At 43.6% G+C, this 13,121-nt stretch carries 12 protein-coding genes; 7 read left to right on the forward strand and 5 right to left on the reverse strand.

Annotated elements, in window-relative coordinates; genetic code table 11:
* Window positions 1-263 precede the first annotated feature (263 nt).
* From trxA to hemE, 5 genes are all read left to right on the forward strand, one after another.
* Window positions 264-590, forward strand: coding sequence for a thioredoxin TrxA (gene trxA, locus THMIRH_RS11265; RefSeq protein ID WP_173292185.1), 327 nt, complete (start codon window positions 264-266; stop codon window positions 588-590).
* A gap of 203 nt (window positions 591-793) precedes the next feature.
* Window positions 794-2,056 carry a transcription termination factor Rho gene (gene rho, locus THMIRH_RS11270; protein ID WP_173292186.1) on the forward strand — a complete coding sequence of 421 codons (1,263 nt, stop codon included), beginning with the start codon at window positions 794-796 and terminating at the stop codon, window positions 2,054-2,056.
* Between the two features lie 128 nt (window positions 2,057-2,184).
* The gene (locus THMIRH_RS11275; RefSeq protein WP_173292187.1) at window positions 2,185-2,433 is read left to right on the forward strand and encodes a type B 50S ribosomal protein L31; all 249 of its coding nucleotides are present in this window, start codon (window positions 2,185-2,187) and stop codon (window positions 2,431-2,433) included.
* 145 nt (window positions 2,434-2,578) lie between these two features.
* Entirely contained in the window at window positions 2,579-3,424 is an 846-nt protein-coding gene (locus THMIRH_RS11280) for a thermonuclease family protein (protein ID WP_243831452.1), read from the forward strand.
* 63 nt (window positions 3,425-3,487) lie between these two features.
* A complete protein-coding gene (hemE, locus tag THMIRH_RS11285; protein WP_173292188.1) occupies window positions 3,488-4,552 on the forward strand; it encodes a uroporphyrinogen decarboxylase in 1,065 nt (354 codons plus the stop codon).
* On the opposite strand, the gene THMIRH_RS11290 is transcribed toward hemE, so the two are convergent.
* From THMIRH_RS11290 to THMIRH_RS11310, 5 genes are read right to left on the reverse strand one after another with little or no spacing between them, the layout of a single operon-like run.
* Window positions 4,543-5,064, reverse strand: a complete 522-nt coding sequence (locus THMIRH_RS11290) for an RNase H family protein (protein WP_173292189.1) — start codon at window positions 5,062-5,064, stop codon at window positions 4,543-4,545. The two genes, hemE and THMIRH_RS11290, sit on opposite strands and share 10 nt — an antisense overlap.
* A 37-nt stretch (window positions 5,065-5,101) precedes the next feature.
* Window positions 5,102-7,057 (reverse strand): amylosucrase, encoded by a 1,956-nt coding sequence (locus THMIRH_RS11295; protein ID WP_173292190.1) that lies wholly within the window; start codon window positions 7,055-7,057, stop codon window positions 5,102-5,104.
* An 11-nt stretch (window positions 7,058-7,068) separates the two neighbouring features.
* Window positions 7,069-7,965: a carbohydrate kinase family protein gene (locus tag THMIRH_RS11300; protein ID WP_173292191.1), complete on the reverse strand. Its 897-nt coding sequence runs from the start codon at window positions 7,963-7,965 to the stop codon at window positions 7,069-7,071.
* Window positions 7,962-8,849 carry an HAD-IIB family hydrolase gene (locus tag THMIRH_RS11305; RefSeq protein ID WP_173292192.1) on the reverse strand — a complete coding sequence of 296 codons (888 nt, stop codon included), beginning with the start codon at window positions 8,847-8,849 and terminating at the stop codon, window positions 7,962-7,964. Before THMIRH_RS11305 ends, THMIRH_RS11300 begins: the two co-directional genes overlap by 4 nt.
* A complete protein-coding gene (locus THMIRH_RS11310) occupies window positions 8,842-11,025 on the reverse strand; it encodes an HAD family hydrolase (RefSeq protein ID WP_173292193.1) in 2,184 nt (727 codons plus the stop codon). Before THMIRH_RS11310 ends, THMIRH_RS11305 begins: the two co-directional genes overlap by 8 nt.
* A gap of 385 nt (window positions 11,026-11,410) precedes the next feature.
* Between THMIRH_RS11310 and THMIRH_RS11315 the strand changes: the two genes are divergently transcribed.
* Window positions 11,411-11,884, forward strand: a complete 474-nt coding sequence (locus THMIRH_RS11315) for a hypothetical protein (protein WP_173292194.1) — start codon at window positions 11,411-11,413, stop codon at window positions 11,882-11,884.
* A 64-nt stretch (window positions 11,885-11,948) separates the two neighbouring features.
* On the forward strand, window positions 11,949-13,097 hold the full coding sequence (locus THMIRH_RS11320) for an outer membrane beta-barrel protein (protein ID WP_173292195.1): 1,149 nt from the start codon (window positions 11,949-11,951) through the stop codon (window positions 13,095-13,097).
* Window positions 13,098-13,121 lie beyond the last annotated feature (24 nt).

Raw genomic sequence — 13,121 nt, forward strand, 5'->3', positions numbered from 1 at the left:
CACGAACTTAGCCAAAATTAAGCCATTTTTTTGAATAAAAATTCTTGATTTTGCAAAAAATGTTTGTAAATGCACTTTTAATAATGTAATAATTACAAAAATTTAAAGTTTTTCATGAAGTGCTTGGTGCAAATAAAAGCGTCGATTCTTGTTCCAACCACATCAAATGTCTGTTCTGACGAATTTTCAATCCGAATTTTCACTGCTTGTCTTTTGACAAGTGCGGTTAGATGCAACAAAAATAATAATAGGAGTTACTAACAATGAGTGACAACATGATTGCAACAAGTGATGCAACCTTTGAAACTGAAGTTTTAAAATCTGATATGCCCGTTCTAGTTGATTTTTGGGCAGAATGGTGTGGTCCTTGCAAAATGATTACCCCTATCCTAGATGAAGTTGCTGGTGAATATGCAGGCAAAATCAAAGTGGCTAAGTTGAACATTGATGAAAACCCATCTACACCACCAAAATACGGTGTGCGTGGCATCCCAACTTTGGTTTTATTCAAAAATGGTGAAGTCGATGCAACTCAAGTAGGTGCTTTGTCTAAATCACAATTGTGCGCATTTTTAGACGGTAACCTATAATCCGCTAAAACGCTCAATGCTAGGCTAAGCTTCTTAGCCTGGCATTGAAACCCAATTCCTTTCAAGCACCATTCAAATTTACCTTTTCAAACACTTTTAAAGTTCAAAACCAAATAAAATTTGTTTTAAAGCCTTTTAAAAACCAACCCAAATTGACCATGAAATCAATTTTCCATAGATATTAAAAAAGATAGAAACTACTTATGCATTTAAGCGATTTAAAAAAAATGTCTGTTTCCAAACTGCTCGAAATTGCCGCTGAAAAAGGCTTAGAAGACAGTTTAGCCAGACTTAAAAAACAAGAAATCATTTTTGCCATCCTCAAAGCACACGCCAAAAGCGGTGAAGATATCTATGGTGAAGGTGTTTTAGAAGTCCTACCCGATGGATTTGGATTTTTACGCTCAGAAGATGGCTCTTACCTAGCGGGACCCGATGACTTATATGTATCGCCCAGCCAGATTCGCCGTTTTGGTTTACGCAAAGGGGACTCCATTTCAGGCAAAATTCGCCCACCTAAAGAAGGTGAGCGTTATTTTGCACTGCTAAAAGTGGGCAAAATCAACTTTGAAGAACCTGAAATTGCGCGTAAGAAAATTGCGTTTGAAAACTTAACGCCATTACACGCTCAAGAGCGTTTGAAAATGGAATTGGGTAACGGCAGCACCGAAGACATTACCGCAAAAATCATCGATATTGCCTCGCCATTTGGTAAAGGGCAGCGTGGTTTGATTGTTGCACCGCCAAAATCAGGTAAGACCATGATTTTGCAGAACATCGCCCAGTCGATTGCCGAAAACCATCCGGATTGTTATTTAATTGTATTGCTGATTGATGAGCGTCCTGAAGAGGTGACTGAAATGATGCGCACCGTGAAAGGTGAAGTGATTTCTTCTACCTTTGATGAACCCGCAACTCGCCATGTTCAGGTTGCCGAAATGGTTATCGAAAAAGCCAAACGCTTGGTTGAACACAAAAAAGATGTCATCATCCTGCTTGATTCAATTACCCGTTTAGCGCGTGCTTACAACACAGTAACCCCATCATCCGGCAAAATTTTGTCTGGGGGTGTGGACGCCAATGCTTTACACCGCCCCAAACGCTTTTTTGGTGCGGCGCGTAATATCGAAGAAGGGGGTTCTTTAACGATTATCGCGACTGCGTTGATTGATACAGGTTCTAAAATGGACGAGGTCATCTTTGAAGAATTCAAAGGGACCGGTAACATGGAACTTCACCTATCGCGTAACTTGGCTGAGAAGCGTATTTTCCCTGCGATTAACATTGAGAAATCGGGCACGCGTAAAGAAGAATTGTTAACGACTGAAGACGAATTGAAAAATATTTGGATTATCCGTCGCTTCTTACAAAGTATGAACAATGAAATTGAATCGACTGAAACGCTGATTAATCAAATGAAAAACACCAAAACCAACGCTGAGTTGTTTGTGGCAATGAAGCGTTAGGCAAGCATTTAACACCACAAAAAACCGCAAGCGGCTTAAATTTCATTAACTTATTTAATTTAAGTGCTTGCATTTACTAAAATTTTAATTATAATTCTCGTTTTTGAATTATCAAATGGACCGTCATCATGCAACCAGGCATTCATCCAGAATATAACGAAGTCGTTTTCCAAGATATCTCGACTGGCGAAACTTATGTAACTCGTTCAACGATTAAACCTAAGAAAGCTGAAACCATTACGCTAGACGGTAAAGATTATCCTTTAGTCCGCGTAGAAGTTTCTAGCGCATCTCACCCTTTCTATACTGGCAAGCAATCTCTTGTCGATACTGAAGGTCGTGTTGAGAAATTCCGTCAGAAGTATGGTCGCAAGTAAGACTCGATTATTCTTTTCTAAAAGGTCGCATTGCGACCTTTTTTTTTACTTGCTCTAAGATCATCGGCAATCCAATTCCAAACCAGTTCGCTATTCTGGTCTAAGCCTTGCTTTAAGCTGTTCATCTTGATTAAAATGAGTGCTTATGAAAACATTATCGATTTTTCAGCCCCGCCTTTTAATGCTCTTAAGCCTAATCAGCCTGAGCTTTTGGACGCCCGTTGCGCAAAGCGCAGACACAGATGAATGCAAAATGCCTGAAATTGATAATTGGGCCAAGGCAACTTTTGCCACGCGTGGTGACACCTTAATTGTGCAAGGCCAACTGATTCGCTTAATTGGGGTGGTTGCGCCCGAAATCGAAAAAAAGCAAAAACTCCTGCAACCTGGTCAACCCCTCGCACAAGTTTCGCAAACTTTCTTAAACAAACTGATTGCCAATAATGAGATGGAAGTGGGTTTGGTTTACGACGAACAAAAACGCGACAATGCGGGGCGCACCCTAGCCCATGTCTTTTTTAAAGATGGTAGCAACGCCACCACCCGAATTTTAGAGGCCGGTCTAGGCATTGCCGATGCCACTCCGCCCAATACCCAGTTTATCAATTGCTACTTTGCCGCAGAACAAACCGCTCGCAATAAAGACATAGCACTCTGGGGACTCGCCAAAAAAATGCCGCAACTCCATTACCCCATCGCAGAATCCACCACGCTTTATCCCAACGACATTGGCTATCGCATTATCAAAGGCAAAGTGGTTAAGGTGGATAAAAGCAGTACCAATATGATTATCAATATGGACACCACAGGCATTCGTGTGCCCAAAAAATATTGGAAATACTTTGATTATGGTGACATTCAAGATTTAATGGATAAAACCATTGAAGTCAGAGGCTATGCCTTTCAATATCGCCGCGCCATGTTTATGAGCATTGAATCTCCAGATGACATAGATCTGCTGAGAAAAGCCCGCAAAACCAACGAAAAATAACCAGGCCTGGTCATTTTTGGTTAAAATAACGCCCTTTTAAGACATAAATTCAAAGGGTTTCCCATGGCAGACTTACAAAACGACCGCTTTCTCAAAGCACTTTTAAGAGAACCAGTTGATCGCACGCCCGTTTGGATGATGCGCCAAGCCGGTCGTTATCTGCCAGAGTATCGTGCCACACGCGCTCAAGCGGGTTCTTTCATGGACCTATGCCGCAACAAAGAGCTGGCTTGCGAAGTGACGCTACAACCGCTTGAACGCTATCCTTTAGATGCTGCCATTCTGTTTTCTGACATACTCACCATTCCAGATGCCATGGGATTAGGCTTGCGTTTTGCGCAAGGTGAAGGCCCGGTGTTTGACAAACCTTTGCGCACGCAAGCGGATGTTGATAAATTGTATGTGCCAGACATGGGCTCAGATTTAGGCTATGTGATGGATGCCGTCAGCACCATTCGCACCGCCTTAAACGGCAAAGTGCCATTAATCGGCTTCTCAGGTAGCCCTTGGACTTTGGCCACTTACATGGTTGAAGGCGGCTCGAGCAAAACTTTCGCTATCATCAAAGCCATGATGTTTGACGAACCAAAAATGCTGCACCAGATTTTAGATGTGCTTGCAGATTCGGTCATTGCCTACCTAAACGCCCAAATTCAAGCCGGCGCGCAAGCTGTGCAAATTTTTGATACTTGGGGTGGCGTACTCACGCCTCGCGACTACAATGAATTTTCATTGCGTTATATGGCGAAAATTGTCGATGGCTTAATCAAAGAATACGATGGTCGCAAGGTGCCTTGCATTCTCTTCACCAAAGGTGGCGGACAATGGTTAGAAGCCATGGCGGATACCGGTGCTGATGCCTTAGGACTTGACTGGACAATGAACATTGATGAAGCGCGTGCGCGCGTAGGCAATCGTGTTGCTTTACAAGGCAATATGGACCCAGCAGTTCTGTATGCCTCACCCGAGCGCATTCGCCAAGAAGTGGGCAGCATTTTAGCCGCTTACGGCAAAGGCACCGGTCATATCTTTAACCTAGGCCATGGCATTCACCCAGAAATCAAACCTGAGCACGCCGAAGCCTTTATCAAGGCCGTGGTTGAACTTAGCCCTCAATATCACTCATAAGACGACAAGCCAGGTGAGCAGACAGCTTGCCTGGCTTGAGTTGCCAAGCTGTCCACCCGTTCGTTCATTGGGTGGTTTGCATGTCCTTTTACCCATTTGGCTTTTACCGGATTGGGGATTTGACCCAACAACTGCCAAAGTGCTTGCCACATAGCCACACACTTTAAAGTGCGGTTCTTTTTCTTTTGCCAGTCATTCTCAGACCAAAACTGCAAATCATGATTAATGGCATCCACCACGATTTTAGAATCTGACACAATCAAAATGGTTTGATGACGATTTTCACAGTCTAGCCAGGTTAAGGCTTCAACCACGGCTCGCACTTCCATTTGCAAAGATGGGGCTTCTAGTTGCTGAGTTTGCAACACTGAACCGGACAGGGAGAATGACTCTTGTTGCTGAGCGCTGCGATTTGATAACAAACTTTCATCAGCTTCTGCCACAAACGCCCAACTGCCTATATGGGTTTTAGGGTCGTAGCCGCCATCGGTATAAATTGTTATCAAACGCACCCTCCACTCCCCTTGTGCTGCTTTGCTGTTATTGTAACTACATTTCGGTTAGCCAATAAAACCCAAACCCTGGAATCACCAAAGTATTGTTGTAAATCTCTGGGCTTTGACGAGTATGCACATCCATTAATTGCCCATTGCGATAGCGCCCCCAACTACCAACATCTTCAATATTGAGCTTTTGCGGCTTGTTGTTGAAATTGGCGACCACCAACACTCGGTCATTTGCATTTTGGGTGTTATAACGCCCAAACACAAATAAATTGGGATTTTGCACATCAATTAATTCACGGTTATTAAAGTCGGCAAACACATCAATTTCTTTGCGTGCCGCAATCATTCTTTTCAAACCGTTAAAAATCGCAAACTCAGGTGTTCCTTGTAGATGGCGTTTTTCAGCTTTTTCCCAGTTAATGGCAGGTCGATGCACCCAGCGATTGTCGTCCATTTTGTAAGGGTCTTCTAAATAAGCGTCATCATTGAGTGTTCCTATCTCATCACCGTAATACAACAACGCAATTCCGCCAAATGCCAAAATCATACTGTGCAACAGCAATATCAATTTAATGGCATCTTGCTCTGCAGCCAAATCACCCGACTTTAAGGCATACTCCAACCCAACCAAAGACGCTAAAGACCCAGACACTCTGGCATCGCCTGTTTTGAGGTTTTCGGCAAATGGCAAACCACGAGAATGAGATTCGGGAAATTTACCGGTTAAATACTGAATCAAAAATCGTCGATGCGAATGAGGCTCATAACCGGCGCGAATAATGTCGCGGTCATCAAACCCCAAACCGATATCATCATGACAACGCACATAGTTTAACCAAGTGGCTCTTTCTAATTTTACCGGCAAACTTTTAATACCTTGCGTCAGCAAATTCGCATTTTTGGTGGCAACCGCATCCCACATTAAGGCCATAAAGGTGGCGTTGTAGGCAATTTCACATTCTTTAGCAATAATGGCATCTTCGCCAAAATATTTGGTGACCTCATTCGGCGCAACAATGGCCTCGGCAATAAACAGCACGCCTGGCGCGGTGACTTGGCAACAGTCTTTTAATAGCTGTAAGATTAAATGGGCTTCACGTTCGTTTTGACAATTACTGCCGATTTTTTTCCATAAAAATGCCACCGCATCCAAGCGCAAAATATCCGCGCCCTGATTGGCCCAAAACAAAATGACATCCAGCATTTCAATAAACACGGCAGGATTGTTGTAGTTTAAATCCCACTGATATTGATTAAACACGGTCATTACCCAGCGTTGCATTTGCTCGTCCCAGGTAAAGTTACCAGGCGCGGTTTCTGGAAAAATTTCACTCATATTCTCTTCAAACATATCGGGAATATTGCGAGTAGGAAAAGTGTAGTAATAATCTTGGTATTTAGTCTCGCCGGCACGGGCTTTTTGCGCCCATTCATGCTCGTCAGAGGTATGATTTAACACCACATCCAACGCCAGTAATTGCCCACGATGTTTCATGCTTGTGCTCAGTGCATTTAAGTCATCTAAAGTGCCAACGCGCTCATCAATTTCTCTAAAATCGCTCACCGCATAGCCGCCATCACTACTGCCATCAGGGCAACGCATAATCGGCATAATGTGAATCAGGTTAACGCCCAACTCCGAAAAATACCCCAAGCGTTGTTGCATGTCTTTAAGGTCTTTGGCAAACCCATTGGCATAGAGCGCCATGCCCACCCATTGTTGACTTAAAAACCAATTAAAGTCTTTTTCACGCTCGATATCTAAGTCTTTTAGCGCGTCGGAACGCTTAATATATTGGCGCGCCATGGTTTCTACCAACTTAAGCATTTGTTGGTCAAAATCGGCTCGTTTGCCATAGAGTTTATTAAAGAGGTCGTGAATGGCATAAAAATTTGCACCCAAACGGGTATAAAAATGCCTTAGGTCTTGCTTGGAAATCTCGGGTTTGATTTGATTGAGGATTTCATTGAGTAACGAATGGGAAAGTTGTTCATACATAAAATGAGCCTTTAATTAAGGGCTGAGTTGCGTAAAGCGTGCAAAAATGGCGTATAAAACGCCTGATCCGTGGTGGTGGCGCCACGCAGGCCAATCACTTGCCCCGCAAAGGTTTGTGCCGTTTGCAAAATGCGCTCAACCGGCCAGTTGGCTAAGAGCCCATGCAAATAAACTGCGGTAAAGGCATCGCCTGCCCCAACGGTGTCTACAAACTGCGCTATAGCTTGAGGTTGATGGGAAAACACTTGTCCATCCGCTTGTAAAACCATAGCGCCTTCTGCTCCGCGCGTGACGATAAGTTGGGTTAAGCCATATTGGGATAAACACTGTGACATAGCTTCTTGTAAATTTGGTTGATCAAAGCCCAGTAAGCGTAATTCGTCAACATTTAATTTGACCCAAGTTGCCCCCTGACACCAATGGTCGATATCGGACTTTTGCCACCAAGGACTGCGTAAATTCACATCCACAAAACGCTTTAGATTAGGTGTTTGGCACAAGGCTTCAAAAGTTGCTCGGCTTGCAGGATGTCTTAATGCCAAACTGCCGTGATACAGCAAACTCCCCTCGGGTATGAGCTTGGGGGATTGAATGTGGTCATAGGCAACTTCGGGGGTGATTTGATAATGAGGTTCATTGTCGACCAAAGTGACCGCCACCTGACCGGTGGGATAATCGGGCGTAACTTGAATGTTTTGAGTATCTAAACCCCACAATTGCGCCGCATCTAAAATGCTTTGCCCCAAAGCATCATCCCCCACACTAGAGATAAACTGAGGTTCGTCACCAAAGGCTTGGCAATGCCAAGCAATATTAAAGGGCGCACCGCCCAAGATGTTTTGTCCGTCTTCAAAGCAATCAAACAAAACCTCGCCAAAGATGATGAGTTTGCGGGTTGTTTTTTTCATGCGCTCTCGCTTATTTGCTGAACCATCTTAGCCAAAATGGCTTGATACTGGGGGTGATAAAATGCCAAACCTTGCAAAATGCCCGCCGCATAGTTACCGCTGGCATCTTGCTCGAAATTCTGCGCCAGATACAAGGCAGCTTGATGATGTTGCTGGGCACTCAAGGCCAAGGCTTGTTGTTTAAGTTCGTCACTGGCATTGGCAACCAAAATGGCAGGGATAGCGCTAATCAACACCGGTAAATCATTACCACTGTCGCCGGCAAAGACCACTTGATTTTGTGCTAAATTCAGTCTTGCTTGCAAAAATTCTATTGCATGTAATTTGGTGGCATGGCGCGGTAACACATCCAATAAACCAATATGATTTGGCTCGTCCAAACTCCAAATCAAACTGGCTTGAATACCCGCTTGCGCCAACAAGGCTTCTGCCTGATCAATCAACGGAGCAGGGTTTAAATCCATCGGGCAATAAAAACTCAACTTGTGGGTATTTTGTTTATCATCTTCTTGTAGCACCATATTGGGCGTGACGGCAATCAAAGGGCTTAACAAAGCCAGTAAATCTTGGCGCGATAAATTCAACCAATCTTTGGCAATATGTGCCTCCCACGCCTCCAAAACTGACCAGGCCTGGTTAAAATTAGGCTCAAATTGATAGATTTTGGTGCCTACATCGGTAATGGCAAAATCAGGCGTAGGCAGTTGATATTCTTCAATGGCTTCTAGCACCAAGCCCAAGTGACGACCGGTGACATAAGCCAACTGTATCTCAGGGCGCGCGCAAATTTCACTAAACATTTTTCTTGCCCCAGGTGCTTCGGGCGAAGCACCATTGGGAATCAAGGTGCGATCCATATCAGTACATAATAAAAGTTTACTCATGTAAGACCGCCTCTGGTGCTTTGCACTCTCCAAAAAAGTCGTAATACTCTAAGGCCTCTAAAATACCGGCTTCGTGCGGTAAGGATGCAAAATAAATCCGTTCGTTATCAACCAACTGCGAAAGTTCCTCTTGGTGTCTATTGGCCACCACGGTTGCCAGCGTATTGCCGCGCATCATGTCTTCATCCGAACCCGACCCGCCAGCGACAAATACTTTTTCAAGCGGAATTTGCCAACGGTCTGCGACATAACGCAAGGCAGAGCCTTTGGAGGCGCGAATCGGCAAAATATCTAAATACTGCCCAAACGACAACTGCACATTCACCGATTGTTCTTCTTGATGTAAAAGGCGTTTAATCGCCTCCACATCAGCAATATTGGGGTCAATTAGGTAACTCAACTTAAAGCCAGTTTGCTCGCTTTTGGGTTGTTTCACTAAACCGGGATAGTCCTTTAGAATAAGTCGAACTTGGTGCGGCGCCCATTGATAATCTATGTGCTTAGTCCAAGCACTGTCTTTGGTTAATTTAGAGGCATAATGAATGGCTGTGCCGCTACTGCTGATTAAAATATCTGGCTGTGGAATGCCATATTTTTTCATCAAACGCAAAGCCGATTCCAAACTTCGGCCTGTTGCAATCACAAATAAGGTAGAGGTTTTATGAGCGCTCAATTTTTTGATTAAGTCTTGCAACGCTTTTTCATCACCCACAATATTGTGATCCAAACTGCTCACAAACATACGGTCACGATACAAGGCATTGCGGCGAGTCACCACTTTTGGAATTAAGGGCTCGGCATCACGCACCAAACAAGAGATTAACCTGAGATAGCGCTCAGCATGCGCCGCCCAAGCATAATGCTCTTTAACGCCCTGCAAGCCATTTTGAGAAAACTCAGTCCATTGCTTGGGTGACTTTAGAATGGTTAACAATGCTTGGCTTATCGACTGCGACTCTAAAGGGTCAATCAAAATGCCATTATGGCAATTGGCGACGATATCTCTTGGCCCGCCATCTTCGGTGGCAACAATCGGCAGCCCCGATGCCGCCGCTTCAATCAGCGTCAACCCAAAGGGCTCGGTTAAGGCAGGGTTCACAAACACGCCATGCGTGGCTGCGGCGATACGATAAATGTCCGCCACTTCGTGGCGCTGATGATGTTTGGGCAGAGTGACCTTGCCATATAAATCATAACGGTCTACTGCAAATAACAACTCCTGAAAAACCTCTTGAGCGCCCTCTTCTAAATCCTCAATGTCATCACGATTACCCGCAATAATCACTAAATTAGCCAGAGCTTGGCATTCGGCGCATTGACCATAGGCCTCAATCAGCGCTTTAATGTTTTTGCGTTTGTCGGGACGAGATAAGGCCAAAATAATCGGTTTTTGAGGATCAGATAAATGCTGTGTTAAGCGCATAAACAAATCAGATGAACGCTCTGCATTTTTTTCAAGCTGATCTAACTCAAGGTGCAAGGGTGGTTTAAACAATTTTAAATCGGTACCCGGTGGCAAAATACGCATATGCTCAGGTTGGTAGTAATCATACAGCTCGTATTGCTTTTCGATTTCTTGCGAAGTGCTCGTGATCACCCGCTGAGCAATCGCCAACACATTCTCTTCGGCTTCAATACGACGGCTGATTTGATATAAATCTTCAATTTGCTGCGAATTTAATCCGCTGGCCAATAAACGGCTGCGTTTCACTCGACCCAAAGAATGGCCGGTAAACAATAACGGAATCGCCGTTTGATTGGCCAAATGCGTGCCCACATAACCTGCATCGGCATAATGACTGTGCAATAAATCTGGAAAGCGTTCTTGCTCTCTGAAAAACGCCATCATATTATCGCTAAACATATCCAGCACATCCCAAAGCTGCTCTTTAGGCAAATAACTCTCAGGGCCTGCTTCTATACGAATAATATTAAGTTTATCCGTCACAACCTCGCAAGGTTCTGCATAATCGGAAGACACCGCAGCATCTATGACTCGCCGAGTAAATAAATCAACCCGGGCAACGGAGGGATGGTTGGCTAGAGCGTGCGCAAGCTCTAAAGCATAAAGCGTTTGACCGCCAGTATCGGCATCTCTGCCAAGTTCAAGGTCGTGTCCGCGGATGAGCCCGTGCACACTGATTAAAGCCAAATAAAGGCCGGGGTTGGGTGACATAAATCCTTCTTTTTGGTTGCACTGTGCTTTTTATTGTACAAACATGGCGGGATAACACAACCTAAAAACATAAATAAAACCTAAATGCGTTTCTGTTCTCAACCCCCCATTGATTTAACAAAAAATTACCATAACACTTGAAATGCAAATTTAAAATCGAGCAAAAAAACCAATGAATGCCACATAAAAAATTAACAAAAAAGACAACGCAAGCTATTAAAATAATTAAATAAATATTGATATGCAATTTAATAGCCTCTATAATAAGAATACATGACATTACCCTTTTATTACAAGGCAGACATCGAAGTATGTTTAATACAGGGCTAATTAGGGTGTAGATTAACCCCTATAAACAAATTTTATATTTATTAGGAGCATAAAAATGCGCAAATTAGTTATTACCTCGGCAATTGCCTTAGCTTTATCAGTCACTTCTGCTAACGCAGACGTAGATACTTTAAATGCCCTGAAAGCAGCAGGGATTATTTTGACAACTGAGCAAGCCGCCAGCATTGAAAACGCAACCTGTTCTGCTACAGACTGTCAAGCCTTGACTGATGAAATTGCTGCCTTAGTCGTTGCAAATTCTGATAATGAAGCTGCCGTTCAAACAATTCTTAGCACAGCCTCTCAAGTTCACCCTGCACAGTCATTAGCATTTGGTGACGCAGCAGTGGCAGCGGCACCTGCGTTAGCCGCTACAATTTTAGCTGCAACAACTCAAGCGGCACCGACTGCCGCGGGTGGTGACATTGGAGGGTTTACTGGTCCTACAGGAACTAATCAAAACCAAAACGCCTCTATTCCTTCCGCTCCTGCAAGTGGTGGCGCTGCCGGCTCTAGCAGCCCTAACTAATCCTTTATATTAATTAGCCCTTATACGAGATCAGTCTCGTAGGGCTTTTTACAGGTAAAAAATTATGAATTCTTATAAAAAAGTAAACCTAGCGGTTATACTTGCCATGTCAAGTACAACCGCTTTTGCATTAGAACCTGCACCCATTTCCTATTCAATCGCTGACGTAGTTCCCACGCTAGAAGTGTCTGAATCCTATGATGACAACTATCTGTTAACCAATGCAGAAACTGCATCTTGGGTAACCAGCGTAACGCCAAGTGTAGGCGTAACCATCTACGGTGAAAAAACAACTTATCAAATTGACTATGCACTTAACTACCAAGCATTTGATGCAAAAAACGCTGATAACCTGGTAAATCATTATTTAAGCGCCAGCACCGAACTTGAGTTTGACGTAAGAAACAAACTGGCTATCCAAACGGGCTACAACAAAACTCAAAGTTCTGCAGCAGCCTTAACACCAGGTGTTTTAAACAGCTTTAATACTTTTAACGCTGGTGGAAATTACACCTACGGCACAGACACTTCAACTGGCAATGTAGAGATTGGTGCCAACCACGTTCAAAAACGCTCTGACAATGGTGCTAACTTAGACCAAGAAAACGACTCAACCGTCATCAGCACCGCATTTATCTATCGTGTAACGGATAAATCTCGACTACTTGCTGAAATCAAAGCAACTGATTTTAAATATATCAGTAACACTAATCTAAACAGTAAAAACATTGCATATTTAGTTGGGGCGCGCTGGGAAGCAACGGCTAAGACTACCGGAAACTTCAAAATCGGTATCGAAACCAAAGATTTCAGCGACTCCAGCAGAAAAGATACCGACCTAACCTCTTGGGAAGGAAATATTGAATGGAGTCCTTTGACCTACTCTACCGTTACCTTAACAACCAGCCAAAAGATTGAAGAAGGTAGCTATACATCTAACTACACCAACTCCAGAAACAGCATAGTTAACTGGGCTCATGATTGGGGTAGCGGATATACATCAAACTTAAACTACACAAATACAGACAAAGAATATGCATCAACAATAGCGCGTAAAGACACCATTGATGCCTATGGCGTTGGTGTTAAATATGCATTCCGTCGCTGGATGGATATAGGCTTTGACTACCAAGCAAGCAATCAACGTTCGACCGATGCAACTTATGACTATAATCGTAATCTTTACAAGCTTAGCGTTAATATAAGCTTATAATTAAATTATTATTAATTCATTTGG

This window comes from Thiosulfativibrio zosterae (assembly GCF_011398155.1).
GTDB classification, from domain to species: domain Bacteria; phylum Pseudomonadota; class Gammaproteobacteria; order Thiomicrospirales; family Thiomicrospiraceae; genus Thiosulfativibrio; species Thiosulfativibrio zosterae.

What these genes read in the sequence shown, in the direction of transcription:
- trxA (WP_173292185.1), top strand. Translation starts at nt 264, where the DNA reads ATGAGTGACAACATGATTGCAACAAGTGATGCAACCTTTGAAACTGAA.
- rho (WP_173292186.1), top strand. Translation starts at nt 794, where the DNA reads ATGCATTTAAGCGATTTAAAAAAAATGTCTGTTTCCAAACTGCTCGAA.
- THMIRH_RS11275 (WP_173292187.1), top strand. Translation starts at nt 2,185, where the DNA reads ATGCAACCAGGCATTCATCCAGAATATAACGAAGTCGTTTTCCAAGAT.
- THMIRH_RS11280 (WP_243831452.1), top strand. Translation starts at nt 2,579, where the DNA reads ATGAAAACATTATCGATTTTTCAGCCCCGCCTTTTAATGCTCTTAAGC.
- hemE (WP_173292188.1), top strand. Translation starts at nt 3,488, where the DNA reads ATGGCAGACTTACAAAACGACCGCTTTCTCAAAGCACTTTTAAGAGAA.
- THMIRH_RS11295 (WP_173292190.1), bottom strand. Translation starts at nt 7,057, where the DNA reads ATGTATGAACAACTTTCCCATTCGTTACTCAATGAAATCCTCAATCAA.
- THMIRH_RS11300 (WP_173292191.1), bottom strand. Translation starts at nt 7,965, where the DNA reads ATGAAAAAAACAACCCGCAAACTCATCATCTTTGGCGAGGTTTTGTTT.
- THMIRH_RS11305 (WP_173292192.1), bottom strand. Translation starts at nt 8,849, where the DNA reads ATGAGTAAACTTTTATTATGTACTGATATGGATCGCACCTTGATTCCC.
- THMIRH_RS11310 (WP_173292193.1), bottom strand. Translation starts at nt 11,025, where the DNA reads ATGTCACCCAACCCCGGCCTTTATTTGGCTTTAATCAGTGTGCACGGG.
- THMIRH_RS11315 (WP_173292194.1), top strand. Translation starts at nt 11,411, where the DNA reads ATGCGCAAATTAGTTATTACCTCGGCAATTGCCTTAGCTTTATCAGTC.
- THMIRH_RS11320 (WP_173292195.1), top strand. Translation starts at nt 11,949, where the DNA reads ATGAATTCTTATAAAAAAGTAAACCTAGCGGTTATACTTGCCATGTCA.